Here is a 25,402-nt window from a genome sequence, read left to right as displayed (position 1 = left end):
CACGACCCGCTCGCCCGGGGTGCCGACCGCAGCCGTGACGCGACGGCCATGCGGCCTCTCGTCATCATCGGAGAGAGCGGCGTCCAGCTCCCCGTCGCGGAGTCCCAGCGCTCAGCCGTCGCGAGGAGTGCGAGACTGTCGCGCTCATACGAACCGAGGAGCGGGCATGGCAGCAGCAGGCGACGTGGTGCAGCGGCACATCGAGGCGTTCAACTCCAGAGACGTCGACGGCGAGCCGTGGGCGGCCGATGCGGAGATGACGGCGCCCGGCGCGAGCGTGAGCGGGCGCGAGGCCGTGCTCGGCTTCCTCGGCGTCTTCCACGAGGCGTTCTCCGACGGCCGGCTCGTGGTCGAGAAGCTGATCGCCGACGGCTCGTCGGCCGCCGTCGAGGGAAGGTTCGTCGGGACGCACGACGGCGTCCTGCACACGCCCAACGGCGACGTTCCCGCCACCAGCCGGCCGGTCGACTTCCGCTGGGCGGCGGCGTACGAGGTCCGCGACTCGGAGCTGCTCTCCGAGCATCTCTACTTCGACCAGCAGGATTTCCTCGCGCAGCTCGGGCTGCTGCCGGACTGACCGGGCCGCTCGCGCTCGGCGGACGGGCGCAGCCGGTCGCGCTGCGCCCAGCCGATGGAGGGCGTCCGCCTCCCGGTCCCGCTCAGTACCAGCGCTCGCGTCCGCCGACCGCCCGTCCGGTTGCGCCGAGCACCCAGAGGACCGACGAGAGGAGACGCCGATGATCGTGCTGGGACTGATCCTGTTGCTGATCGGGGTGCTGGTGACACGCTGACACTCCGCCAGACCGCGCTCATGACGATCCTCGCAGGCCCACTCCAACCCGGCCGCCTGCGACTCGTCGGCCTCGTCGAAGGCGTCAACCCCTTCGGCGTCCTGCTCGCCTACGACGGCACGCTCACGACCGCCCGGCCGCCCTACGGCGGCGCGATCACGATGACGCTGCCGCCGATCCCCGACCTCCCCTACGACGACGCGCGCGTCGCACTGCTCGGCGTCGACGCCACCATCGCCGCCCCGACCATCCTTTACCGCCGCACCGTCGCCGGCGAAGTCCGCCGCTACCGCCCCGACGGCATCGGCCTCCCAACCAGATGCCCCGCCGCAGGAATGCGATTCCGCGCCGACTTCACCTTCGAGGACGGCACGACGGCCACCGCGACAGCACGCACGTCCTGCCCCGCGTCGACGAGCGAAGAGGACGACAACGACGACGCCGCAAGGAAGTAGCGCTGGCGCTGCCCGACGGGCGCGATCCGAGGGTTCGGCCCAGGCGTCCATCGACCCCCCGCCCGTTTCTGCTGGTCACCCATGTCCGGCTGGAGCTCGAGCGCTAGACGGGCGCGAAGATCGCCGCGAGGCCTTGGCCGCCGCCGATGCACATCGTCTCCAGGCCGTAGCGGGCGTCGCGGCGGCGCAGCTCGCGCAGCAGCGTGGCGAGGATGCGCGTGCCGGTCGCGCCGACTGGGTGTCCGAGCGAGATGCCCGAGCCGTTGACGTTGAGGCGGGCGAAGTCGGATCTGCCGAAGCCCCACGCGCGGGTGCACGCGAGCACCTGCACGGCGAAGGCCTCGTTGAGCTCGATCAGGTCGAGGTCGCTCATCGCGAGCCCGGCCTGCTCCAGCGCGCGCGCCGTGCTCGGCACCGGGCCGATTCCCATCGTCCTCGGCGCGACGCCCGCGACTGCCCACGACACGAGGCGCCCGAGCGGTTCGAGCCCCAGCTCGGCTGCGCGCTCGGGTGTCGTGACGATGCAGGCCGAGGCGGCGTCGTTCTGGCCGCTCGCGTTGCCGGCGGTCACCGTCGCGGCGGCGTCCTCGCGGCCGAGCACCGTGCGCAGCCGGCCGAGCGACTCGAGCGTCACGTCGGGGCGCGGGTGCTCGTCGGTCGCGAACGTCGTGGTCTCGCCGCGCCGGCCCGGCACCTCGACGGGCACGATCTCCTCGGCGAAGCGCCCGTCCGCGGCGGCGGCGACCGCGCGGCGGTGCGACTCCAGCGCGAAGGCGTCCTGCTCCTCGCGTGGGATCGCGTACTCGCGCCGCAGGTTCTCGGCCGTCTCCAGCATGCCGCCTGGCACCGGGTGGTCGCGCCCGCCCGCGGTGACCCGGGCTCGCACGAGCCGGTCGTGCAACGTGCTGTCGCCGCCGCGCGCGCCCCAGCGCAGATCGTTGCTGTAGTGCTCGACGTTGCTCATGCTCTCGGCGCCGCCCGCGACCACGACGTCGGACGCGCCCGACTCGACCTGCATCACCGCGTAGATCACGGCCTGCAGGCTCGACCCGCAGCGGCGGTCGATCTGGATGCCCGGCGACTCGACCGCCAGGCCGGCGTCGAGCGCGGCGACGCGGCCGATCGCCGGCGCCTCGCCGCTCGCGTAGCACTGGCCGAAGATGACGTCGTCGACCGCCTCGCCTTCAAGACCCGCCCGGCGCGCAAGCTCGCGGATCACGGTCGCGGCGAGGTCGACGGCGGGGACGTCGCGCAGCGTGCCGCCGTAGCGGCCGACGGCGGTGCGCAGCGGCTCGCAGATCACTGCGGTGCGGGATGCGATCATGGGGTGCTCCTCGGGGTCGAGATCGTGCGCAGGGTCAAAATGCCGTCCAGCCGCCGTCGACGGGGAGGACGACGCCGTTGAGGTGCCGGGCCGCAGTTGTCGTGAAGAACATCGCGACGGCGGCGACGGCCTCGGCCGGCAGCGCCTCGGGACGGTCGGCGGCGTCGCGCAGGCGACGCGCGACAGCGCTCGGGGCGACGTCGATGCCGGCCGTCATGTCGGTCGCGATCGGGCCGGGGCAGACGGCGTTGGCGCGGATGCCGTCGGCCGCGTAGGTGGCGGCGAGGTTGAGGGTGAGCCCGACGAGCCCGTACTTCGACGCGGTGTAGGCGGCGCCGGCGCGCCCGCCGCGCAGGCCGGCGATCGACGCGCTGGTGACGATCAGGCCCTCGCCGCGCTCGACCATGCCGGGCAGCACGGCGCGGGCGACCAGGAAGGCGCCGCGCAGATTGACCGCGAGGAGGCGGTCGAAGTCCTCCACGGAGGTCTCGTCGGCGCGCCCGAGGCCGTCCATCACGCCGGCGTTGCTGAACAGCACGTCCACGCGCTGGTCGGCGGCGGCGACCGCGCGCGCGACGTGGTCCGCGTCGGACACGTCGCCCGCGACGCACGTCAGCTCGAGCGCGTCCGGGAGGGCGCGCAGCGCGCCCTCGTCGCTGTCGAAGGCGACCACGCGCGCGCCGCCCGCGAGGCACTGCGCGACGAGCTCACGGCCGACGCCGCGAGCCGCGCCGGTGATCAGGACAGTGCTGCCGGACTGCATCGCCGCATCCCTTCCTCTGGTCGTTGGATCCAGGATACGACATTGGCTCTTGTCTTGGTGATCGGATCGCCTGAAGGAATAATCTCCCTGCAAAATCGATGATTATCGCGCCAAGAAGACCATCGGCAAGCGTGGGATCCTTGACTCGCGCATTCCGGATCCTGTATCCATTGAAATATGACAGTCGCTGACTCGACAACCTTGCTGATCACGGTCTCGATGGCGTACGCGATGTGCCTGCCGCTGCGGACCGGGCTCTTCTCGGTCGCTCCGGCCGCGTTCGCCTCGATCGGCGGCTACTGCTCCGCGCTGCTGATGATGAAGTCGGGCCTGAGCTTCCCGGCGGCCACGCTCGGGGCGATCGCGATGTGCGCCGTGATCGGTGCGCTGCTGACGATCCCGCTCGCCCGGATCACCGGCCTCTATACGGCGATCGCGACGCTCGCGGTGCTCGTCGTGACCCAGGGCGTGATCTCCAGCATGGGCATCACGGGCGGGTCCAACGGACTGATCGGCATCCCCAACGGGGACTCGCGCTGGCTGCTGCTGCTGATCATCGCGATCAGCGCGGCGGGATGGTTCTGGCTCGACCACTCGCAGACCGGGCGGCGGGTCGACGCCGTCGGCGGCGACGCGATCCTCGCCGCCGCGCGGGGCATCGACGTCGCCCGCATCCGCGCAATCGGCCTCACGCTCAGCGCCGCCACGGCGGGCGCGGTCGGCGCCGCCTACGCGCACGCCTTCTTCGTCCTCACGCCGACGATCTTCGGCTTCAACTTCGCGATCCAGATCGCCGCCGTCGCGGTCGTCGCCAGCGCCGGCCATTGGGCGAGCCCGCTGCTGGCCGGGATCCTGCTCGGCCTCGTCAACCAGCTGATGTCGGACTACGCCAACTGGGGCCTGGCCGTCAACGGCGCGATCATGGTCGCCGTCATCGTGCTCGTCCCGTCCGGCCTCTCCGGCCCGCTGCGGCACACCTTCCGCGGACGCGGCCTGCGTGGCCGGCTCACCGCCCGCCGCAACGGCGACGACTCGATCGACCGGGAGGGTGGGCATGCCGCCGCTCGTGCTTGAGATCGAGTCCATCTCCAAGCGCTACGGCGGCGTGCAAGCGCTCAGCGCGGTGACCGCGCGGCTGGAGGGTCCGGGCATCATCGGGCTGATCGGGCCCAACGGGTCCGGCAAGTCGACGCTGCTGGGCGTGCTCTGCGGGCTCGTCCAGCCGACGACGGGCAGCGTCGCCTTCGACGGCCGCCCGCTGCCGCTGGGCTCCTCGCACCGCGTCGCGCGGCGCGGGGTCTCGCGCGCGTTCCAGGCCGCGCGACTGATCCCGGACCTGCTCGCGTGGGAGAACATCTGCGTCGCGATGACGGGCGGGCGCCGCGCCGAGCTGCGCGCCCGCAGCGCCGAGATCGCCGAGGCGCTCGACCTCGGCCACGTCCTCGACGCCTGGCCCGACCAGCTCACCGCGGCCGAGCGCCGCCGACTGCAGGTCGCCTCCGCGGTCGCCTCCGACTCGCGGGTGCTGCTGCTCGACGAGCCGGCGGCGGGGCTGACGGGCGCCGAGGCGCACGCGCTCGGCGAAGCGGTCACGCGCCTGGCCTCCGACGCGCTCGTCGTGATCGTCGAGCACAACATGCAGGTGATCTACTCGCTCGCCAGCCGCGTGCTCGTGCTGATCGACGGCGAGCTGGCCGCGGACGGACCGCCGGAGGCGATCACCGCCGACGCGCGCGTCCAGGCCGCCTACCTCGGCGTCGCGGCGACGGAGGCGGCGGCATGACGCAGGCAGCTCCCACCGGACACGACGCGACCGCCGCCGACGGGGCGGGCACCGTCCTGGCGCTGCGCGACGTCTGCGTCGCCTACGGCCGCGTGCAGGCGGTCCGCTCCGTCAGCCTCGACGTGCCGGCCGGGCGCGCGCTCTGCGTCGTCGGCCCCAACGGCGCGGGCAAGACGAGCCTCGTGCGCGCGGTCGCCGGGCTGGAGCGCGTGAGCGGCGGCGAGGTCCGCTGGCGCGGCGAGCCGCTCGGGCGCCAGAGCGTGACGAAGCGGATCGCGGCGGGGATCGTCTACGTCCCCGAGGGGACCCAGGTCTTCGGCGGGATGACGGTCGAGGAGAACCTCGCCGTCCCGCTGATCGCCACCCGCCGGCCGATCGCCAGCGACACGTTCGCGAAGGTCTACGCGGCCTTCCCGATCCTCGAGCGTCGCGCCACGCAGGACGCGGGCACGCTGAGCGGCGGCGAGAACCGCATGCTGGCGGTTGCCCGCGCGCTCGTGCTGGAGCCCGGGCTGCTGATCGTCGACGAGCCCAGCCTCGGGCTCTCGCCGCAGGCGACGGCGACGCTCGCGGCCGCGCTGCGCGCGCTCGCGGAAGGCGGGCAGACCGTGCTCGTCAGCGAGCAGAACCTCGCCTGCGCGACGGCGGTCGGCGGCGACGCGTGCCTGATGGTGCGCGGGGAGATCCGCTGGAGGGGCCCGAACGCCGACCTCGCCGGGGTGGAGCCCGTGCGGGCGGCGGTCCTCGGACAGGGGTTGTCGTAGGTCTGTGCACAGTTCACGCAGCAGGAGGAGAGAGAGCACCATGAGGTTCACCCCCAGGGCCGTGACCGGCCTTGCCGTGACGGCGGCATGCACGCTGACGCTGATGGCGTGCGGTTCGTCGGACGACTCCGGCGCCGAGACCCAGGCGGCGGGCGGCGACGGCACGCTGTCGGCCAAGGTCGCCGTCATCAACGACGTCAGCGGCGCGCTCGCGTTCGTCGGCGGCGAGCAGCAGAACGCGGCCAAGCTCGCGATCGAGGACGTCAACGGCTCCGACCTCGGGGTCGAGCTGACCGGCGACTTCAAGGACTCGCAGTCCAAGCCGGCCAGCGCCGTCAGCCAGACGCAGTCCGCGCTGTCCGACGGCGCGGACGCGATCCTCGGCTTCAACTTGACCGAGGCCGGCAACGCCGTCCAGCCGCTCGTCGGATCCGACGGCGTGCCGACGATCTTCTTCCAGGTCACGCAGCTGCCCGACCGCACCGACAACGTCTTCTCGATGGGCCCGCCGACCAGACGCGTCAGCGAGCTCGGCGCCAGAGCCGTGCTCGACGCGGTGAAGCCGAGAACGGCCGCGATCCTCTGGGTCCAGCAGCCGACGCTGACCGAGGCGGCCGAGGCTTTCAGATCGACGTTCGAGGCGGCCGGCGTGAAGGTCCCGGTGTACGAGGGCGCGTCGCTGGAGACGACGAACTTCGACACGCAGGTGGCCAAGGCGGTCGCCGCGAATCCCGACGTCGTCGCGATCGCCGGCACCGGCCCGCAGGACGGCGCGATGCTGCCGGCGCTGCGCAGCCGCGGCTTCAGAGGCGCGATCCTCGCGCAGCAGGCGGCCGACGCGCCCTCGACGCGCAAGGCCGCGGGCGACGCCTTCGACGGCCTCTACGTCGGCACCTACTGGAACGCCGCGGCGTCCAACGCCGACGCGAGAAAGTTCCTCGACCTCTACGCGAGAGCGTATCCCTCCGATCCGCCGCCGGACGTCTACGCCCTGCAAGCGTGGGATGCGGTGCACGCGTACGCGCAGGCCGTCAAGAGAGCCGGGTCGACGGACCACGAGAAGGTCAACGAGGCGCTCGCGTCGGAGACGTTCCCCGCCGCGATGCAGGACGAGATCAGCTTCGCGTCCGACGGCTTCGCCGACCTCGGCGGCTACGTGGTGCGGATGACTCCCGACGGCGCTGACGTGCTCGTCAGACGCCAGGGCTGACGGGAAGCGAGGCTCTGACGCGATGACCGAGTGGATCAACCAGATCATCATCGGCCTCGGACTGGCGGGACCGATCCTGCTGATGTCCGTGGCGTTGTCGACGGTGCTCGCGACCTCGCGGGTGCTCAACGTGACCGTCGGAGCCGTCTTCTCCGTCAGCGGCGTGCTGGCGGTCGTGGCGGCCGACGCCGGCGGCACGCTGCTGTTCCTCGTCGTCGCGCTCGTCGTGCCGGTCGTGCTCTACGTGCTGCTCGACGCTGTCGTGCTGCGGCCGCAGCGGCGGCGCAGCCACGGCGAGGACGAGATCGGCGCGTTCGCCGCGACGCTCGGCGTCGCGATCATCATCACCGCGCTGCTGGCGGAGGCGACGCACTCCGACATCAAGGCGCTGCCGGCCACGTTCCTGCGCATCGACCACGTATGGAACGTCAACGGCGTGCAGGTCACCGAGCAGGCGGCGATCCTCTTCGGCGTCGCGGTCGTGCTCGCGTGCGGCTGGGGCCTGGCGCTCAAGCGCACGGGCATCGGCAAGCTCTGTCGCGCGGTCGCGGTCAACGAGGAGCTGGCGCGGACGCTCGGCGTGCGGACCGGCCGCGTGATCCTCTTCAGCTGGGTGGTCAGCGGCCTGCTGACCGGCGTGGCGACCGTCCTGATCGTGCTCGCCGGGCGCTCCGTCAGCGTCGAGTCGGGCGCGGTCTACCTGCTCGTCCCGTTCGCGGCGGTCGTCGCGGGCGGCATGGGCAGCATGCTCGGGGCGGCGCTGGCGTCGATCTTCTTCGGCCTCGCGCAGGCGATCGTCGCGAACCTGACGCCGTGGCCCGGCACCCAGGAGGCCGTCGTCTTCGGCCTGCTGTTCCTGCTGCTGCTCCTCCGGCCCGAGGGGCTCGTCCCCACGCGCCAAGCGATCCGCCCCTACTAGAAGGACCCATGACCGAACGCACGCTCAAGCGCCGCGCCGCGATCACCGGCGCCGCCCAGACCAAGCTCGGACGCACCCCCGGCAAGTCCGCGATGGACCTCAACGCGGAGGCCGCCAAGGCGGCCGTCGCCGACGCCGGAATGGGCATGCACGACGTCGACGGGCTGCTGGTCTTCGGCTCGCGCGCCGACGACCACATGCGCTACCAGGCGCTCGTCGCCGAGCACCTCGGGATGCCGAAGAAGCGATTCACGGACGTCACGAAGACGGGCGGCGCGTCGTCGGCCAGCGCGGTGCGCACGGCGACGTCGCTGATCGCGACCGGCCAGTGCGACAACGTGCTGGTCGTCTTCGGCGACAACATCGCGACGGGGATCGACCACGAGGCGATGCTGCTGAAGTACATCGAGCACCACCACCCCGAGTTCGAGGTGCCGTACGGGCCGCTGATCATCTCGCTCTACGCGCTCGTCGCGCGGCGGATGATGGAGCAGTACGGCTGGACCGAGCGCGACCTCGCGCAGGCGGCGGTCTCGGCGCGGGCGTTCGGCGCGCGCAACCCCGACGCGCAGTTCCGCGACCCGATCACGGTCGAGGACGTGCTCGCCTCGCGGATGGTGACCTCGCCGCTGCACCTGTTCGACTGCGCGCCGATCTCCGACGGCGCGGCCGCCGTGCTCGTCTCCCGCCCCGAGGACGCGGAGGCGGCGGGCAAGCCGCCCGTCTGGGTCGAGGGCGCGGCGAGCTGCTTCTCCTACTACTTCATCCACGACCTGCCCGACTACACCGACTACCTGCTCGGGATGGCCCGCCAAAGCGCCGACGAGGCGTTCGCGATGGCCGGCATGCAGCGCTCCGACGTCGACGTCGCGTTCCTCGGCGACCCGACGACGATCTGCGTGCTGGCCAACCTCGTCGGCACCGGCTTCGTCGAGCCCGGCGAGCTGAGCGCGCTGCTGGAGTCCGGCGGCATCGGTCCCGACGGCCAGCTTCCCGTCAACCCGCATGGAGGCAACTTGTCCTGCTCGCATCCCGGCACGCCCGGCCAGCTGCTGCACATCGTCGAGGCGGTCCGCCAGCTGCGCGGCGAGTCGGCGGCGCACCAGGTCGCCGACCCGCACGTCGCCTTCGTGCACGGCCAGGCCGGCGTCTTCACCTCGCACTGCTCCCTGCTGCTCTCGCGAGACTGACGTCATGCCCTTTCCACGCAGCAACCTCGCCGAGATCTCCACGCCGTTCTTCGACGCCTGCGAGCGCGGCGAGCTGATCGTGCCGCGCTGCGACGCCTGCGGCAGGCTGTTCTTCTACCCGACGGTGCTCTGCCCGCACTGCCACTCCGAGGAGTGGGGCTGGCAGCAGGTCAGCGGCGAGGCGACGATCTACTCGTTCACCGAGGTCCACCGGCCGCTGGGCTCGCAGATGCCGGCGCCCTATGTCGTCGCCGTCGTCGAGCTCGCGGAGGGCGGCGTGCGGATGATGACCAACATCCTCGGCGTCGAGCCGGGCGGACTCGCGATCGGCGATCCCGTTCGCGTCCAGTTCGGCACGAGCTGGGACGGCCGCACGGTGCCGCTGTTCGTCCGCGCCGGTCACGGGGACGGTGACGGCGGTGCCTGAGGCGGTTCCCCCGCAGGCCGCGACCAATCCGCTCGGCTCCGGCGCGCAGCCGCCGCAGCTGACCTACGGAGACCTCGTCCACGACGCGGCGACGCGCCACGGCGACCGCACCGCGCTCGTGCTCGGCGAGGAGAGGCTGACGTTCGCGCAGCTCGCGGCGCGCGTCGAGGAGGCGCAGGTTCGGCTCGCGCGCGCCGGCGTCGTCGCGGGCGACCGCGTCGGCGTGCTCGGCACGAACTCGTCGGAGTGGCTCGCGGCCGTGCTCGCGACGATGGCGTCGGGCGCGGTCGCCGTGCCGCTCAACGCCCGCGACCGCGCCGACGGCTTCGCGCACGCGCTGATGGCGAGCGAGGCGAGCCACCTCTTCCACGCCACGCAGGTCGCGCGGCGCGACCTCGCTGGCCTGCCCGCCCAGCTGGCCGAGCGCGGGTGGGCGGGACGCGCTGTCGCGCTCGACCGCGAGCGGCTGCGCGAGGCGGCGCCCGGCGCCGGGCCTGCCGGCGGTGCCGGCGACGGCGGTGGCGCGGCGCCAGAAGACCTCGGCATGATTCTCTTCACCTCCGGGTCGACCTCGCGGCCGAAGGGCTGCATGCTCACCCAGCAGGGGCTGATCCGCAACGCGCTGCTGCACACCGCGCGCCTGGGCATCACGCACGAGGACCGCTGGTTCTCGCCGATGCCGTTCTTCCACGCCGGCGGCTTCGTCTGGGGCGTGACGAGCATGCTGGTGACCGGCGCGACGCTCGTCTCGCAGGAGCGCTTCGAGGCCGGCGCCGCGCTCGACCTGATCGAGCGCGAGCGCTGCACCTACCACCACGGCATCGACGCGATGTTCGTCGCCGAGCTCACGCACCCGGCGTTCTCGCCCGCGCGCGTGGCGAGCCTGCGGGTCGCCAACAGCACCGGCTCGGTCGAGCTGCTGGGGCGCATCCACGAGCAGATGGGCGTCGAGGGCGTCGTCTCGAAGTGGGGGCTGAGCGAGGCCTACGGCAACCTCACGCTGTCGAGCCCGAAGGACCCGCTGGCCAAGCGGCTGCGCACGGTCGGCCGCGGCTACGAGGGGATCGAGTACCGCATCGCCGACCCGTCGAGCGGGGGGGCGCTGAGCACCGGCGCGACCGGTGAGATCCAGATCCGCGGCGCCGCGATGGAGGGCTACTGGCGCGACCCCGAGGCGACGCGCGCGATGTTCACCGCCGACGGCTGGCTGCGCTCCGGCGACCTCGGCTCGTTCGACGCCGACGGCTTCCTGACCTACTCCGGGCGGCTGAAGGAGATGCTCAAGGTCGGCGGCGAGAACGTCGCGATCGCCGAGGTCGAGGATGTGCTGATGACCCACCCGGACGTCCAGCTCGCCGTCGTCGTCGGCGCTTCCCACACGCGCCTGGACCAGGTGCCGGTCGCGTTCGTCGTCCCGCGCGCCGGAGCGCGCCCGACGCGCGCCGGGCTCGACGGCCACGCGCGCGAGCGGCTCGCGGACTTCAAGGTCCCGCGCGACTACGTCGTCGTCGGGATCGGAGAGATCCCGACGACGGGCAGCGGCAAGGTCCAGCGGATCGAGCTGACCCAGAGCGCCGAGCGGATGCTCGCTGCCGGCGACCTGAGCCTGGAGCGGGCATGAGTCCCGCCGTGCTGCGCACTGACGCCGACAGCGCCGTCGCCGACGTCTTCGACGGCGCGACCGTGATGGTCGGCGGCTTCGGCCTGGCGGGCCTGCCCGCAGTGCTGCTCGACGCGCTGCTGGACCAGGGCGCCCGTGAGCTGACGGTGATCTCCAACAACGCCGGCGCGGGCGACGACCCGCTGGAGGAGCTGATCGCCAGCGCCCGCGTGCGCAGGATCATCTGCTCGTTCCCGCGCTCGGTCGGCAGCGTCGCGTTCGAGCAGCGCTACCGCGCCGGCGAGATCGAGCTGGAGCTGGTGCCGCAGGGCACGCTCAGCGAGCGGATCCGCGCGGGCGGCTCCGGCGTGCCCGCGTTCTTCACCCCGACCGGTGCGGGCACGACGCTGGCGGAGGGCAAGGAGGAGCGGATGTTCGACGGCGGGCCGTGCGTGCTGGAGTCCTCGCTGCGGGCGGACTTCGCGCTGATCAGCGCGGCGCGCGCCGACGCGTACGGGAACCTCGTCTACTCGAAGGCGGGGCGCAACTTCGGGCCGATCATGGCGGCGGCCGCGAGCACCACGATCGTCCAGGTCCGCGAGATGGCTGGCGAGCCGATCGATCCCGAGGTCGTCGTCACGCCCGGGGTCTTCGTCGACCGTGTTGTCGAGGTCGGCGGATGAGCGGCCTGACGGTCGACGCGCTCGCGCGCCGGCTCGCGCGCGACATCCCCGCGGGCGCGTGCGTCAACCTCGGGATCGGCCTGCCGACGGCGCTCGGACCCTACCTCGGACATGCGATCTGCCACAGCGAGAACGGCGTCCTCGGCATGGCGCCGCTGGACGGCCACGAGCCCGACGTGGACCTGATCAACGCGAGCAAGGAGCCGATCGGCCTCGCTCCCGGCGGGTCGTTCTTCGACCACGCGACGTCGTTCGCGATGATCCGCGCCGGCTACGTCGACGTCTCGGTGATGGGCGCGTTCCAGGTGTCGGCTGGTGGCGACCTCGCCAACTGGAGCACCGGCGACCCGGCCGCGATCCCCTCGGTCGGCGGTGCGATGGACCTGGCGGTCGGGGCACGGGCCGTCTGGGTCATGATGCGTCACATGACCCGCGACGGCACGCCGCGCCTGGTGCGCGAGTGCACCTACCCACTGACCGCTCGCCGCGTCGTGAAGCGGATCTACACCGACCTCGCGGTGCTCACGCCCGCCGGCGACGGGTTCGTCGTCGAGGAGCTGGCGCCCGGCGTGGACGTGGACGCGGTCCGCGACGCGACCGCCGCGCCCGTCAGCTCAGCCGCTGCCGAGCTGGCCGTGCCGCCCGAGGACGAGAGGCGCGTCGGTGCCTGAGATCCCCGCCGACCTCTGGGCCGCGGCCGACCCGGTCACCCGCTTCGTGCTGGCGCTCGACGCGCGCGACGCCGAGCGGATCGCCTCGGCGTTCGCGCCAGAGGGCGTCTTGCATGCGCCCGACGGCTCCGAGCAGGTGGGCCGAGACGCGATCGCCGGGTACTACGCGGTGCGCGCCGACCCGTCGGTCGAGGCCAAGCACGTGCTGACCCGGCTCGCGAGCTGGGCCGGCGACGACGGCGTGCGGCGCACGGCGTGCGACGCGCTGATCGTGCTCGGCGGCGAAACGGAGGGCAGACTGATCACCGGCCGCTACGACTTCGCCGCGACCGACGCGGGCGTCGCCTGGCTGCGCGTGCGACTCGGCAGCACATGGCGGCTGGTGCGCGAGGGAGCCGCGAGATGAGCGCCGCGATCGACCATGCGCTCGCCGCGCTCGGCCGCGACGACGCGGCGCCGCGGTTCGCCGTCACGCTCGACGCCGGCGGTCCTGCGGTCCGCTTCGGCCGCGGGTCGCTCGGCGAGGCCGGCGTCTTCGATCGTCTCGCGCGGCCGGTCGGGCTCGTCGCGAGCGCCGGGCGGCTCGCCGGCGCGCGCGCGGCGGGCCTCGACCTCGGTGACGCGATCGTGTTCGCCGACATCCAGCCGCACGCGACCGACGAGCTGATCGCGCGTGCGAGCGAGGCGCTCGCCGGAGCCCGCGCGGTCGTCGCGATCGGCGGCGGCTCGGCGATCGGGATCGGCAAGGCCGTCGCGGCCGCGCGTGGCGCCGAGCTGGTCGCGGTCGCGACGACCTACTCCGGCAGCGAGCTGACGATGCTCTACGGCGTCACGCGCGAGCGAACGAAGGCCGTGCGCCGCGATGCGCGCGCGCTGCCGCGCGCCGTCGTCTACGACCCCGCGCTGACGGACGACCTGCCCGCGCGCGCGGGCGCGGCGAGCCTGATGAACTGTCTCGCGCACCTGCTGGAGTGCGGCTGGAACGACGCGCCGGACGGTCCGGTGCGCGCGATCGCGCACGCCGGAACGCGCCAGATCGGCGGCGGGCTGGAGGCCTGCGCGGCCGGCGACGCCGACGCGGCGCGCGACCGCCTGATGGCCGCCGGGATGTGCGGCGGGCTCGCACTGGCGAGCGGCCGCATCGGCCTGCACCATGCGATCTGCCACGCCGTCGGCGGGCTCACCGGTGCGTCGCACGGAGAGATCAACGGCGTCGTGCTGCCGGCCGCGATGCGCGCGCTCGCACCGCGCACCGAGGACGCCCAGGAAGCTCTCGTCGCCCCTTTTCGCGGCGACGACGCGGCGCCCGAGCCGCCCCATGCGACGGTCGCCCGGCTGCGCGACCGGTGGGGCCTGCCGAGCAGCCTGCGCGAGGTGGGGCTCGCCGCGTCCGACATGGGTAGTGTCGTCCGCCAGGTGCAGGGCCATGCCAACAGCCAGGGCGATCTCGCGCTCACGGACGCACAGCTGACGACGCTGCTCGGGGAGACGTGGTGAGCTCGACCGGTCAGCGCCCCAGGCTGGAGACGGTCTCGCGCTCGCGGCTGGTCGAGCAGATCGTCGAGCAGATCACCGAGCAGATCCTCAGCGGCGAGATCGCGGCGGGGACGCCACTGGGCCAGGAGCAGCTGTCGGCCGAGCTGGGCGTCAGCCGCACGCCGCTGCGGGAGGCGCTGCGCGTGCTGAAGTCGCGCGGCTTCGTCACCAGCGGCGCGGCGAACGGCTCGCTGAGCGTCGTCTCGCTGACGCGCGAGCGCGCGGCCGACATGTACGAGGCGCGCTCGATGGTCGACGGATTCGCCGCGCGGCTCGCGGCCGAGCGCGCGACCGACGAGCAGATCGCCGGGCTGGAGGATCTGGCGGAGGCGGTCAGGTCGGCATCGCGCCCGTTCCATCCCAAGCGCTATCTCGAAGTGCACGCCGAGTTCCACCTCAGCGTGCTGCGCGTCGCGGGCAACGAGACGCTGATGACGTTCGAGCCGATCGTGCAGATCACTGCCCGCCTGCTGTTCGCGCAGCTCAACCGCAACCGCGAGCGCACGATCGCGTCGGCCGGCGAGCACCTCGAGATCTGCAAGGCGATCAGAGCGCGCGATCCCGCGCGTGCGGAGCGCCTCTCGCGCGAGCACGTCCAGAACGCGATCGCGGCCTGGCGCGCCGACGGCCGCAGCTGACACAACCGAGAAGGAGAGACCATGACGGCTTCCCAGGCGCAGGCGCGCCTCGATGACGCGATCGCGGCTCTGCTGGCCTCCGAGCCGGCGGCGCTGGCGGATCCCTACAGCCTGTTCGAGCGGATGCGGCGCGAGGACCCGGTGCACCCGCACGGCCGCTTCGTCTTCCTGACCCGCTACGACGACGTCCACAGGCTGCTGCAGGACACGTCGGACCGCTACACCAAGCGCTATGACCGCAGCGCGCACCTGACCGAGTTCGTCGCATCGCTCTCGCCCGCCGACCAGGCCGCCGTCGAGGAGTACTACGCGTTCGTCAACCTCTGGATGCAGCGCGCCGATCTCGACGTCCACGCGCGCCTGCGGCGGATCTCGCACCGCGCGTTCACGCCGCGCCGCGTCGCGCAGATGCAGGCGGCGGTCGAGCGCTACGCCGACGGCCTGATCGCGAGCTTCGCGGGCGAGGAGGTCGTCGACCTCACGACGTTCGCGTTCGACCTGCCGCTGATGGTGATCGTCGACATGCTCGGCTGCCCGGGCGAGGACCGTCTGCTGATCCGCGACTGGTCGGCCGCGATCGGCGAGCACCTCGACCGCGACAGCGTCACGACGCTGTCGGCGGCCGTCAGAGCGATCCGCGAGTTCGGCGTCTACGTCGACGAGATCATCGCCGGCCACCGCGGTCGCCGCGAGGAGGACGACCTGATCGCCGCGCTGCTGGCCGCCGACGAGCAGGGCGGCCTGACGACCGAAGAGCTCAAGGCGATGTTCATCCTGCTGCTGTTCGCCGGCCACGAGACGACGGCCAACCTGATCGGCACCGGCACGCTGCAGCTGCTGACGCACCGCGAGCAGTGGGAACGGCTGTGCCGCGAGCCCGGGCGGATGCCGGGCGCGATCGAGGAGCTGCTGCGCTTCGTCTCGCCCGTGCAGTGGATCACGCGCGTGGCGGCGAAGGACCACGAGATCGCCGGCGTCCCGGTCCCCGCCGGCCACGTCGTGCTCGGCATCGTCGCGGCGGCCAACCGCGACCCCGCGGTCTTCGAGGACCCCGAGGCGCTCGACGTCGCGCGCACCGGCCGCCACCTCGGCTTCGGCTTCGGCACCCGCTTCTGCCTCGGAGCCTCGCTCGCCCGGCTCGAGGGCGTCGTCGCGCTGTCGCTGCTGACCGCCCGCTTCCCCGACATGCAGCTGGTCGACGACACCCACGCCTTCACCAGCAACGCGGTCCTGCGCCGCCTCGTCCGCCTCCCCGTCCGCCTCGGCCCCGACCGCGGCCCAGGCGCCTACCGCGCCGTCGACCCGACCCAGTTCGCGCCGGGCAGCGCCGCGTAGCCGTCGCGTCGGCCCGATCGCCCGCTCAGGCGTTCGGCCGCGGGATGCCGCCGCGGGCTGAGTTGAGTCGGGCTCGGCTGTGCCAGCCGACCCGATGGGCAGGGTCGACGACGAGCAGCACCACCGCGAAGACGAACACCAGCAGCACGAATCCGTACGCCCGGTGGCGGAGTGCGGGCGCCGTCCAGACAGCCCGCATCGAGACCGCCAGGCCCAGCACGCAGAGGCCGCAGACGGTCGCCAGCACCGCCCGGGCGAACTGCTGGGTCGGTGTCGTGCAGAACGGATCTCGTTGCCGCACGCCGCGCCGTTGATGCGCTCGATCAGCCCGGTCGCGAGCACGCCAGAGATGACTGCGGCGGCGCCCGCGAGCAGGGTCGCCGCCAAGCGCTCTGCTCGACCGCGCTCTGGAAAAAGAAAACCCTGCAATATGCAGGGATTTCGAACAATGGCGACTCCCAGATCCGAACTGGGGACACCACGATTTTCAGGTACCAGGAGTGTGTGGTGTTCTGGCAGCTTGTTTGCAGCGGTGGCGGGCGATCCCGCAGGGCGGGCGTCGAGGCTGGATGTCGGCGGTTTCGGGCGGCTTCTCGAGGGTTTGGGCCACGAGGTCGGGGTTGGTGGCCCGATCGCGCGGGTGGCTGGGGCTGGATGTCTGCGGTCAGGGTGTGGCGGGTGGCTGGAAGCGGACTCTGAGGCGGGTGGCGACGGCGGCCAGGCGCTTGTCTCTTGTCCAGAGCGTGGCGTCGGGGCTGAGGCGGCTGGCGGCGAGCAGTTGAGCGTCGACGTAGCCGATGCCATGGCCGTGGAGCGTCTCGTCGGCGATCAGCCGCAGGACCTCGTCGTGCTCGGCGACGATCGCCTGAGGAAGGTCGCGCAGGAGCCCGATCACCTCGTCGCGGCTGCGCAGGTTCCCCAGCGCAAGCTCGCCGGTGACGCACGGGTGCGCGAGCACGGCGCTGCGGTTCAGCAGATCGGTCAGCGTGGCGTTGCCGGCACGGAGGTGGTCGATCCAGATCGAGGTGTCGACGAGGATCACCGCGACGCGCTCTGACGCCGGGGGATCGCCCGCAGCTCGGGCTCGCTGCCGCCGAGCCGGGCGAGGCGTCGCGCGCTCTCGCGCTCGATCAGCGCGCCGAGCGCCTGTCGCACGAGCGCGGTCTTCTCGGTCGTGCCGGTCAGGCGCTGCGCTTCGGCGAGCAGATCGTCGTCCAGAGCAAGTGTCGTGCGCATGGGGCCTCCCGCTGATGCATCAGTATGAGCATCGAATGATGGCAGATGTGGTGCGTCTCTCAGCGGTTGCCGACGGGGCGGGCCGAGATCTCGTCGTCCGCGGCGCGGTCGACCATCGAGTTGCACGACGCGACGACCGGTGCGCTCGTTCGCCGGTTGGCGGACGGCGGCGGCGATCCGGCCTTCTCGCCCGACGGCCGGCGGCTCGCTTACGCCGGCGGCGATGGCTTCATCCATGTCGTCTCGACGGCGGGCGGCAGAGCGCGCAGGCTGGTCAGAGGTGGTCACCCGTCATGGGGCGCGGGCGCCGGTCCCGGCCCCGTGGTGACGTCGAGATCTCTGCGGCTGCGGCGCGGGCGGATCCCAGTTGCGGTGAGTTGTGAGGGCAGCGCCACCTGTCGTGGAACGGTTCGGATCTTGAAGGGGCCGCACGACACTCGGCCGTCGCGCTTACCGCATCGCCCATGGCAGACGGGCGATGGTGGCCGTCGCGCCGAACAGACGCGGTCGCACCGCGCTCGCCCGCTCCGTCCGCCACAACGTCACGGTTGAATTACAGCTGGCTGGCGGGTCGGATGTCAGCGCGCGGACGACACTGCGACTCAGCCTCGCTCCACTGATGCATGACCGGCGCCCCCCGGCTCGCGCTCAGCACTTGCCGGTGACGGCGCGCGTGCCGTCCCGCCGAGCCGGCGTTCGCGGCTGAGCCCCGCCGCCCTTGAGGTCGCGGACTGGGTGCGGGAGACTGCCGCAGCATCTCGCCTGCCGAGGAGAGAGGAGACTGATGGGTGACGACCCCACGGGGCGCCCGGTTGACGTCGCGGCCCGTTGCTGCGCCAGGCCGACATACTGCCGCTGCCACAGCCGTCGCCGTCGGGGGCGGTGGCAACCATGACGGTGACCTCCGACCGCGTAGAGATGGAGTCGACGGTCCTCTTTCTGCGGCTGTTGGCGGAAGGAGCGCCCGTCGCCGCCTTCCAGGAGGCGGTCGCCTCGGCGCGTGCGGCGGGGCTGAGCGAGCAGGCGTCGACCGCGTTGCGGCGCCAACTGCCGTGGGCGTTGCGCGTGCATGAGGTGATCGAGCGGCGGCGACGACACGAGCAGGAGCTGCAGGCCCTGTTCGAGACCGCCGGGGACATCTCGGCGCTGCGCGCGACGGACGCGGTGCTGTTGGCGATCTGCCGGCGGGCGCGGTCGCTGCTGAGAACAGATGCCGCCTGGATCAACCTCGCCGATCCCGAGCACGGCGACAGCTACATCCGCGCGACGGACCAGACCGCGTCGGGACCCGGCCTGCGTCTGGTCAGCGGCGCCGGGCTCGGCGGCTTGGTGACGAAGACGGGCCGTCCGCAGTGGACGCTCGACTACGTCAGCGACCATCACCTCCACCATTTCGACGAGGGGGACGACTGGGTCAGGAGAGCCGGGCTGCGTGCGATCGTCGGCGTTCCGCTCAGGCGCGGCGAGGAGATCCTCGGGGTCGTGCTCGCGGGGGAGCGCTCGCAGCGTCGCTTCGACCACGACGAGATCGTGTTGCTGCAGTCTCTGGCCGACCATGCTGCCGTCGCGATCGAGAACGCGCGGCTGTTCGAGGACTCGCAGCGGGCGTTGGCGGAGCTGCACGCCGCCAACGAGTTGGTGCGGACGCACAGCGAGCTGATCGAGCGATCGGTCCTGCTGCATGAGCGGCTCACGACGCTGGTGCTCGACGGGGCGGAGCTCGGCGAGGTGATGGCGGCGGTCGTCGACGTGCTTGGCGGCCGGCTGCTCGCCGTCGACGCCGAGCGGCGCGTGCTGAGCGGGGCCGGCGAGCCGCAGGACGACGTCGACCTGGCGATCGCCGAACGCGGTTCGCTGCCGGAGCCGGCGCTGGCGGCGGGGCTGACGGCCGCGTTCGCGGAGGCCGAAGCCGACATGCGCACGGTGGTGCTGCAGATCGACGGCCGCTGCGTCAGCCGTGTGATCGTGCCGTTGCCGCCGCGTGCCGACACCCCCGGCTTCCTCGTGCTGAGCTCGGCCGAGGCGGCGCACGGCGCCCAGCGGCTGCTCGAGCGCGCCGCGATGGTCGTTGCCGTGCTGCTGCTGAACGCCCGTGTGCTCAACGAGGCGGAGGAGCGCGTGCGAGGCGAGTTCCTGGAGCAGCTGCTGCGCACGGGAGGCGGCGACGATGGCGCGCTGCGCCGGCAGGCTCCGCTGCTGGGCATCGACCTCGAACAGCCGCACAGCATCGTCGTCGCGGTCCCGGCGCAGGAAGGAAGTCGTTGGATGGCGTTGCGTGCTCGTCGCCTCGCCGCACGGCTGGATGGACTGGCGACTGAGATCGACGGCGCCACCGCTGTGCTGCTGCCGCGCGTCGATGCCGAGGATGCGGCGCGGCTGGTCGCCGAGGAGCTCGGCGACGCGAGCTGCCCGCCGACGGTCACGGCCGCGGGGCCGGCCGTCGGGTGCGCGGCGCTGGCGGGGGTCTTCACGGAGGCGCGCGACGCCCAGCGGCTGCTGACGGCGCTGGGACGCTCCGGGGCCGTGACGACCGCTCAGCAGCTCGGCTTCTTCGGCCTGCTGCTGCGCCATGCGCAGGCTCAGGACGTGCGCGCCTTCGTGCAGCGCACGCTGGAGCCGCTGGTGAGCCATGACGAACATCGCGGCGGCGCGCTCGTGATCACGCTACGGGCGTACTTCGAGCACCAGGGACATCTGGCGAGAACCGCAGCGGCGTTGCAGGTTCACATCAACACGCTGTACGCGCGGCTGGGACGAGTCGACGCGCTGCTGCCGGAGTGGCGCGCCCCGGAGCAGCAGCTCGAGCTGCAGTTGGCGATCAAGCTCAGCGACGTGATCGAGAAGCTGGCGGACGAACGCTGAGCGAGGCGCCCGGAGCGGCGCGACGTTGGAGATAACTTCCAACGGCCCGCGGCGACATCGTGGGGAATCTCTCTAGAGCGGCGTGAGTCCCTCGCCGTAGTGTCGTCGCAGGAGATGAGCCGCTCGCCCCCCCGCGGTCGGCCAGCGTCGAACTGACCGCTTCCGTGGTCAGGCCGCGAGAGACAGAGGAGAAAGACGTTGACACGACTTGGCGTCGACATCGGCGGTACGCACACCGATGCGATCTTGGTGGACGACGGTGGCACGATCTGGCGCGGCAAGGCGCTGACGACCCACGAGGACTACTCACAGGGGATCCTGGCTTCGGCCGAGCACATCGCGCAACGGATGGGCCGCGAGCTGCCGCAGGTGCTCGCGGACGTGACGCACTTCGTCAACGGCACGACCGTCGCCACCAACGTCGTCGCAGAGCTGCATGGCGCCAACGTCGGACTGCTCACGACGAGAGGCTTTGAGTACACGCTCTTCATCGCGCGGATGCCGCGCGGCAAGACGCTCGACCTGCACCGCCAGCTGCCGCTCCCGGAGCTGGTCCCGATGCAGCGCGTCCGCGGCGTCGCGGAGCGGCTGGACCGCGCCGGAGCGGTCGTCGTGCCGCTGGACGAGGACGAGGTCCGGGCCGCGATCACCGACCTCGCCGACAACCACGGCGTCACCGAGATCGCCGTCTGCTTCCTGTGGTCGTTCCTCAATCCCGCGCACGAGCAGCGCGTGCGGCAGCTGGTGGAGGAGATGGGCCTGGCGGTCCAGACGACGCTCTCCGCCGAACTGATGCCGGTTGTGCGCGAGTATGAGCGCTTCGTCCCGACGGTCCTCAACAGCTACGTCGGGCCGCGCACACGGACGTACCTCGACACGATCTCGAGCCGTACGAGCGCTGCCAGGCTCGATGCGGACCTGCTGGTGATGAACGCGCGAGGCGGTTTCACCGGCGTGGGCGAGGCGCGCGAGCGACCGGTGAACCTGATCGGCTCGGGGCCGGCGGCGGGCGTGATGGGCGCGCGCTTCTTCGGTCAGACGCTGGGGATCGACAACATCGTCTGCGCCGACGTCGGCGGCACCAGCTTCGACGTCGCGACGCTGCCGAACCTGAAGGCGCCGGTCGTGCACCGCATCTCGATCGGCCCGTTCGCGACCGCGATGTCGGCGATGGGCGTCGACTCGATCGGCACGGGCGGCGGCTCGATCGCGTGGATCGACGCGCGCGGCGCGCTCAACGTCGGCCCGCGCAGTGCGGGCTCCGAGCCGGGCCCGGCGTGCTATCGCCGCGGCGGCGAGCAGCCGACCGTCACCGATGCCTTGGTCGCGCTCGGCCTGATCCAGCCCGACCGCTATCTCGGCGGCCGCGTGACGATCGACCGTGAGCGCGCGGAGGAGGTGATCGCGCGCAGACTGTGCGACGCGATCGGCGGCACCGTCACGCAGCGCGCGGCCGACGTGATCCGCATCGCGCTGACGCAGTGCGCCGGTCAGCTGGCGTTGAGCACCGTCGAGAAGGGCTACGACCCGCGCGAGTTCGCGATGTTCGTCTACGGCGGGCTGGGCTCGATCCTCTGCCCGCTGATCGCGCAGGACGTCGGCGTCGCGCGCGCCGTCATCCCGGAGTCCGCGGCGCAGTTCTCCGCCTTCGGCCTGCTGACAGTCGATCGTCAGGTCGAGCTCACGGTCACGCGCCCGTGGATCCTGCCGGGCGACCCGGCTGCCGTCGAGCGGTCCTTCGCGGAGCTGGAGGCGCAGGGACGCGCGGCGCTGCAGAAGGAGGGCTTCAGCGGCGACGTGCACGTCGAACGCTCCGGCGACTTCAGCTTCCTCGGGCAGCACTCGGAGCTGCACATGGAGCTGCCGTTCGAGACGATCGACGCGACGGCGACGGAGGCGATCGCGGAGCGGTTCTCGGCCTACTACGAGGAGCTGCACGGGCCGGGAACGGCCTGGACGGGCGTGCCGATCCAGATGGTCAACACGCGCGTCAAGGTCAGCGGCGCGATCGACAAGCCGACGCTCAGAGCGCTGCCGGAGGGCGACGCCGACGCCTCCTCCGCGCTGCTGCAGCGACGCGAGATGTACGTGCTCGGCCGCGACGAGATCGGCGAGGTGCCGCTGTTCGACTGGGCGGCGCTGGAGCCCGGCATGCGGCTCGACGGCCCAGCCCTGATCGTCGGCGAGGACACGACCGCGTACGTCCCGCCGGACACGCGGCTGCACGTTGACGTGTACCGCAATCTGATCCTTGACCTGGTCGCGGCGCCGTCCGTGGCGGCCGCTCGCAACGGAGGAGGCGCCTGATGGCCATCGAAGTCGGAGACAGCCGCACGACGGGCGCGACCGCGCTGGATCCGGTCGAGGCCGAGATCGTCCGCCACCAGGTGCTCGCGGTCGTCGAGGAGATGGCCGCGACGATGCGCAAGGCGTCCGGCTCGCCCGCGATCACGGAGGCGAACGACTTCTCGGTCTGTCTGCTCGACGCGCAGGGCGAGGTCGTCTCGTTCGCCGTCTACATCACGCTCCATCTCGGGGCGGCGAAGGAGTGCGTCGCGGCGCTGCTGGAGCGCCACCCGGTCGAGACGATCAGACCCGGCGACCGCTTCATCGTCAACGACGCGTATCTCGGCAGCGCGCATCTCAACGACACCGGTGTGATCGCGCCGATCTTCTCGCCCGGCGGCGAGCTGCTCGCGTGGGCGTGGGCGGAGGCGCATCTGCCCGACTACGGCGGCTGGGGCTTCGGCGGCTTCTCGCCCGGCATCACCGACCTCTATCAGGAGGGGTTCCGGATGAGCCTGGTGAAGTTCGTCGAGGAAGGCAGGACGGTTGCGCAGGTGGAGGCGATCCTGCGCGACAACGTGCGCATGCCCGACCTGCTGATGAACGACGTGCGCGGGCTGCTCGCCGCGTGCAACGTCTGCGAGGACCGTGTCGGCCAGCTGGCCGCGAGACACGGAGAGGATCGCATTCGCGACGTCTTCGACTGGAGCATGGCGTCGACGGAGGAGGTGCTGCGCCGCCGCATCGCGAGCCTGCCCGACGGCGACTACGAGTCGGAGGCGTGGTTGGAGCACGACGGCGTCGTGGAGCGCTACTACCGCATCGCGCTGGTGATGACCGTCGCCGGCGATCGGCTGACGTTCGACTTCACCGGGACCGACCCGCAGGCGCTCGGCCTCAGCAACGGCGGGCCCGGCGCGGTCTGGGGCTTCCTGCTGACGCCGCTGATGCACCAGCTGGCGTGGGATCTGCCGATCAACCACGGCTTGATCCGGCCGCTCTCGGTCGTGTTGCCGAGCGGCTCGCTCGTCAGCCCGGTGCCGCCGGCCGGCGTGTCGGGCGGACACCTCGACACCGGGATGCACGGCGTGCAGCCGGCCGTCGGACAGGCGCTGACGCTGGCGCTCGAGCGCGCGGAGGACCCCGCGCTGCGCGAGCGTGTCAGCGGCCTCTTCCACAACACGTGGATGACCGAGAACTGGTTCGGGCAGGACGGCGACGGCGCCCCGTTCCTGTTCTTCAATCTCGACGGCGGCATGACGGGCGGCGGCGCGCAGAGCGTCTGCGACGGCCTGCACACGGCCGGCGACCTGTGCCAGCCCGACAACCACATCCCGGACGTCGAGTGGTACGAGTACCTCAACCCGATCCTGTTCCTGTTCCGGCGCCCGTGGCAGGACTCCGGCGGTCCCGGCCGCTTCCGCGGCGGCGTCGGGGCGGAGGAGGCGTGGGCGCTGTGGGGCGCGGAGCGCGCGACGGGGACCCTGTTCGGTCAGGGCGCAGAGATCCCCCGCAGCGGCGCGTTCGGCGGAATGCCGGCCGGCGGGCACGCCTACGAGATCTGGCGCGGAGTGGACGTCGGCCAGAAGCTGCGTGACGGGGCGACCGTCGGCGACTACGACGCGCTGCGCGAGGTCGCCCGCGTCGACGGCGCGGCTGCGCAACCGCCCGGCTTCAAGATCTCGAATGTCCCGCTCTCCGAGCGCGATGTCGTCTACCGCACGCTGGGCGGCGGATCGGGCCTCGGCGACTGCACGACGCGCCCGCCGCAGCTGGTCCGCGACGACGTCGCCCGCGGGCTCGTCTCGGAGCGCGCGGCGCGTGAGATCTACGGTGTGGCGCTCGAGCGCGGGCAGGTCGACGCGGCCGGGACCGAGCGCCTGCGCTCGGAGATCCGCGCGCGTCGCGCGACCGGCACGCCCCGCGAGGACGCGCCCGGCTACGGCCTCGGCTCGGCGCGGCTCGCCGGCTGCGACCACTGCCGGGCGCTCGTGGCGGGTGCCGGCTGGCGCAGCGACGCGCTCGCGGAGACGGTCGACGCACGCGAGTACGTCGAGCGCAACGGCGGGTGGCTGGCGCCGGCGCGCGCGGGCACGGTCGAGGTCATCGAGTACAGCTGCCCGGAGTGCGCGACGCTGCTCGACGCGGCGGTCGTCGTCACGCGCGAGTCGCCTGAGCCGAGCGGACCGTCATGATGCTCGCAGGCAAGCGCGCGCTCGTGACTGGCGGTTCGTCGGGCATCGGCGAGGCGATCGTCGAGCGGTTCGTGGCCGAAGGCGCCAGTGTGGTGCTCGTCGCCCGCGACGCCGAGCGCGGCACGGCCGTCGCGGCCCGTCACGACGGCGCCGCGACCTTCCTTCGGGCCGACATCGCCGACGTCGCGAGCCTGCCGGACGTGGTGGAGCGGACGCTGGAACGGCTCGGCGCGATCGACATCCTCGTCAACAACGCCGGCGCGTTCGCCGTCGGGCCGCTGATTGAGCCCGACGAGGAGGTCTTCGCGCGCAACTTCGACGTCAACGTCAAGGGCCCGTACTTCCTGACCGGGCTCGTCGCGCCGTCGATGATGCGGCAGGGGCAGGGGAAGATCGTGAGCATCACGACGATGGCCGCATGCGTCGGCGTGCCGGGCATCGGTGTCTACAGCGCGTCGAAGGCCGCCGTCGCATCGTTGACGCAGACGTGGGCGGCGGAGCTGGGTCCGCACGGGATCAACGTCAACGCGGTCGCGCCGGGGCCGGTGGCGACCCCGATGACCGCGGGCATCGCCGCGGCTCAGGACGAGTTCGCGCGCGCGATGCCGGCGCGGCGCAGAGGCGAACCGGGCGAGATCGCGAGCGCGGTGCTCTACCTCGCCAGCGATGAATCGAACTACATGCACGGCGCCCACGTGATGGTCGACGGCGGGTTCGTGGCGGTCTGATGACGG

At 72.4% G+C, this 25,402-nt stretch carries 25 protein-coding genes; 20 read left to right on the top strand and 5 right to left on the bottom strand.

The window, feature by feature from the left end; all coding sequences use genetic code 11:
* Window positions 1–166: 166 nt before the first annotated feature.
* Both Q7L65_RS06925 and Q7L65_RS06920 read left to right on the top strand, forming a co-directional pair.
* The gene (locus Q7L65_RS06925; RefSeq protein WP_304719733.1) at window positions 167–577 is read left to right on the top strand and encodes an ester cyclase; all 411 of its coding nucleotides are present in this window, start codon (window positions 167–169) and stop codon (window positions 575–577) included.
* A 234-nt stretch (window positions 578–811) separates the two neighbouring features.
* Window positions 812–1,246 carry a hypothetical protein gene (locus Q7L65_RS06920; protein ID WP_304719731.1) on the top strand — a complete coding sequence of 145 codons (435 nt, stop codon included), beginning with the start codon at window positions 812–814 and terminating at the stop codon, window positions 1,244–1,246.
* A 103-nt stretch (window positions 1,247–1,349) separates the two neighbouring features.
* On the opposite strand, the gene Q7L65_RS06915 is transcribed toward Q7L65_RS06920, so the two are convergent.
* A complete protein-coding gene (locus tag Q7L65_RS06915; RefSeq protein WP_304719729.1) occupies window positions 1,350–2,570 on the bottom strand; it encodes an acetyl-CoA C-acetyltransferase in 1,221 nt (406 codons plus the stop codon).
* Window positions 2,571–2,604: 34 nt separating this feature from the next.
* Window positions 2,605–3,333: an SDR family NAD(P)-dependent oxidoreductase gene (locus Q7L65_RS06910; protein ID WP_304719727.1), complete on the bottom strand. Its 729-nt coding sequence runs from the start codon at window positions 3,331–3,333 to the stop codon at window positions 2,605–2,607.
* 177 nt (window positions 3,334–3,510) lie between these two features.
* On the opposite strand from Q7L65_RS06910, the gene Q7L65_RS06905 reads away from it, so the two are divergent.
* The 14 genes from Q7L65_RS06905 to Q7L65_RS06840 are packed head-to-tail and all read left to right on the top strand — an operon-like array spanning window position 3,511 to window position 16,089.
* Window positions 3,511–4,407, top strand: coding sequence for a branched-chain amino acid ABC transporter permease (locus tag Q7L65_RS06905; protein WP_304719726.1), 897 nt, complete (start codon window positions 3,511–3,513; stop codon window positions 4,405–4,407).
* Window positions 4,388–5,116 (top strand): ABC transporter ATP-binding protein, encoded by a 729-nt coding sequence (locus Q7L65_RS06900; protein WP_304719725.1) that lies wholly within the window; start codon window positions 4,388–4,390, stop codon window positions 5,114–5,116. The genes Q7L65_RS06905 and Q7L65_RS06900 overlap by 20 nt, the downstream gene beginning before the upstream one ends.
* Complete coding sequence (locus Q7L65_RS06895) at window positions 5,113–5,880, top strand: ABC transporter ATP-binding protein (RefSeq protein WP_304719724.1); 768 nt, start codon at window positions 5,113–5,115, stop codon at window positions 5,878–5,880. The genes Q7L65_RS06900 and Q7L65_RS06895 overlap by 4 nt, the downstream gene beginning before the upstream one ends.
* A gap of 40 nt (window positions 5,881–5,920) precedes the next feature.
* The gene (locus Q7L65_RS06890) at window positions 5,921–7,090 is read left to right on the top strand and encodes an ABC transporter substrate-binding protein (protein WP_304719722.1); all 1,170 of its coding nucleotides are present in this window, start codon (window positions 5,921–5,923) and stop codon (window positions 7,088–7,090) included.
* Between the two features lie 22 nt (window positions 7,091–7,112).
* The gene (locus tag Q7L65_RS06885; protein WP_304719720.1) at window positions 7,113–8,009 is read left to right on the top strand and encodes a branched-chain amino acid ABC transporter permease; all 897 of its coding nucleotides are present in this window, start codon (window positions 7,113–7,115) and stop codon (window positions 8,007–8,009) included.
* Between the two features lie 8 nt (window positions 8,010–8,017).
* On the top strand, window positions 8,018–9,199 hold the full coding sequence (locus Q7L65_RS06880) for a hypothetical protein (protein ID WP_304719719.1): 1,182 nt from the start codon (window positions 8,018–8,020) through the stop codon (window positions 9,197–9,199).
* A 4-nt stretch (window positions 9,200–9,203) separates the two neighbouring features.
* Entirely contained in the window at window positions 9,204–9,626 is a 423-nt protein-coding gene (locus Q7L65_RS06875) for a Zn-ribbon domain-containing OB-fold protein (RefSeq protein ID WP_304719718.1), read from the top strand.
* On the top strand, window positions 9,619–11,247 hold the full coding sequence (locus tag Q7L65_RS06870; protein WP_304719716.1) for a class I adenylate-forming enzyme family protein: 1,629 nt from the start codon (window positions 9,619–9,621) through the stop codon (window positions 11,245–11,247). The genes Q7L65_RS06875 and Q7L65_RS06870 overlap by 8 nt, the downstream gene beginning before the upstream one ends.
* The gene (locus Q7L65_RS06865) at window positions 11,244–11,909 is read left to right on the top strand and encodes a 3-oxoacid CoA-transferase subunit A (protein WP_304719715.1); all 666 of its coding nucleotides are present in this window, start codon (window positions 11,244–11,246) and stop codon (window positions 11,907–11,909) included. Before Q7L65_RS06870 ends, Q7L65_RS06865 begins: the two co-directional genes overlap by 4 nt.
* The gene (locus Q7L65_RS06860; protein ID WP_304719713.1) at window positions 11,906–12,580 is read left to right on the top strand and encodes a CoA-transferase; all 675 of its coding nucleotides are present in this window, start codon (window positions 11,906–11,908) and stop codon (window positions 12,578–12,580) included. Before Q7L65_RS06865 ends, Q7L65_RS06860 begins: the two co-directional genes overlap by 4 nt.
* Window positions 12,573–12,986, top strand: a complete 414-nt coding sequence (locus tag Q7L65_RS06855) for a nuclear transport factor 2 family protein (RefSeq protein WP_304719711.1) — start codon at window positions 12,573–12,575, stop codon at window positions 12,984–12,986. Before Q7L65_RS06860 ends, Q7L65_RS06855 begins: the two co-directional genes overlap by 8 nt.
* Entirely contained in the window at window positions 12,983–14,077 is a 1,095-nt protein-coding gene (locus tag Q7L65_RS06850) for an iron-containing alcohol dehydrogenase (protein WP_304719710.1), read from the top strand. The genes Q7L65_RS06855 and Q7L65_RS06850 overlap by 4 nt, the downstream gene beginning before the upstream one ends.
* The gene (locus Q7L65_RS06845; protein ID WP_304719709.1) at window positions 14,074–14,754 is read left to right on the top strand and encodes a GntR family transcriptional regulator; all 681 of its coding nucleotides are present in this window, start codon (window positions 14,074–14,076) and stop codon (window positions 14,752–14,754) included. Before Q7L65_RS06850 ends, Q7L65_RS06845 begins: the two co-directional genes overlap by 4 nt.
* A 21-nt stretch (window positions 14,755–14,775) precedes the next feature.
* Window positions 14,776–16,089 carry a cytochrome P450 gene (locus Q7L65_RS06840; protein ID WP_304719708.1) on the top strand — a complete coding sequence of 438 codons (1,314 nt, stop codon included), beginning with the start codon at window positions 14,776–14,778 and terminating at the stop codon, window positions 16,087–16,089.
* 25 nt (window positions 16,090–16,114) lie between these two features.
* On the opposite strand, the gene Q7L65_RS06835 is transcribed toward Q7L65_RS06840, so the two are convergent.
* The 3 genes from Q7L65_RS06835 to Q7L65_RS06825 all read right to left on the bottom strand — a co-directional run bounded on the left by Q7L65_RS06835 (window position 16,115) and on the right by Q7L65_RS06825 (window position 17,325).
* On the bottom strand, window positions 16,115–16,390 hold the full coding sequence (locus Q7L65_RS06835; protein ID WP_304719706.1) for a hypothetical protein: 276 nt from the start codon (window positions 16,388–16,390) through the stop codon (window positions 16,115–16,117).
* 363 nt (window positions 16,391–16,753) lie between these two features.
* The gene (locus Q7L65_RS06830) at window positions 16,754–17,131 is read right to left on the bottom strand and encodes a type II toxin-antitoxin system VapC family toxin (RefSeq protein ID WP_304719705.1); all 378 of its coding nucleotides are present in this window, start codon (window positions 17,129–17,131) and stop codon (window positions 16,754–16,756) included.
* Entirely contained in the window at window positions 17,128–17,325 is a 198-nt protein-coding gene (locus Q7L65_RS06825) for a type II toxin-antitoxin system VapB family antitoxin (RefSeq protein WP_304719704.1), read from the bottom strand. The genes Q7L65_RS06830 and Q7L65_RS06825 overlap by 4 nt, the downstream gene beginning before the upstream one ends.
* Before the next feature lie 891 nt (window positions 17,326–18,216).
* On the opposite strand from Q7L65_RS06825, the gene Q7L65_RS06820 reads away from it, so the two are divergent.
* The 4 genes from Q7L65_RS06820 to Q7L65_RS06805 all read left to right on the top strand — a co-directional run bounded on the left by Q7L65_RS06820 (window position 18,217) and on the right by Q7L65_RS06805 (window position 25,396).
* Window positions 18,217–20,187: a GAF domain-containing protein gene (locus tag Q7L65_RS06820; protein WP_304719702.1), complete on the top strand. Its 1,971-nt coding sequence runs from the start codon at window positions 18,217–18,219 to the stop codon at window positions 20,185–20,187.
* 198 nt (window positions 20,188–20,385) lie between these two features.
* Complete coding sequence (locus Q7L65_RS06815) at window positions 20,386–22,494, top strand: hydantoinase/oxoprolinase family protein (RefSeq protein WP_304719700.1); 2,109 nt, start codon at window positions 20,386–20,388, stop codon at window positions 22,492–22,494.
* Complete coding sequence (locus Q7L65_RS06810; RefSeq protein ID WP_304719698.1) at window positions 22,494–24,668, top strand: hydantoinase B/oxoprolinase family protein; 2,175 nt, start codon at window positions 22,494–22,496, stop codon at window positions 24,666–24,668. The genes Q7L65_RS06815 and Q7L65_RS06810 overlap by 1 nt, the downstream gene beginning before the upstream one ends.
* The gene (locus tag Q7L65_RS06805; RefSeq protein WP_304719696.1) at window positions 24,668–25,396 is read left to right on the top strand and encodes an SDR family NAD(P)-dependent oxidoreductase; all 729 of its coding nucleotides are present in this window, start codon (window positions 24,668–24,670) and stop codon (window positions 25,394–25,396) included. Before Q7L65_RS06810 ends, Q7L65_RS06805 begins: the two co-directional genes overlap by 1 nt.
* Window positions 25,397–25,402 lie beyond the last annotated feature (6 nt).

The organism is Conexibacter sp. CPCC 206217 (assembly GCF_030646165.1).
GTDB lineage: Bacteria > Actinomycetota > Thermoleophilia > Solirubrobacterales > Solirubrobacteraceae > Conexibacter.
Note: the sequence above shows the minus strand (reverse complement) of the source record. Positions and strands in the feature narration are given on the sequence as shown.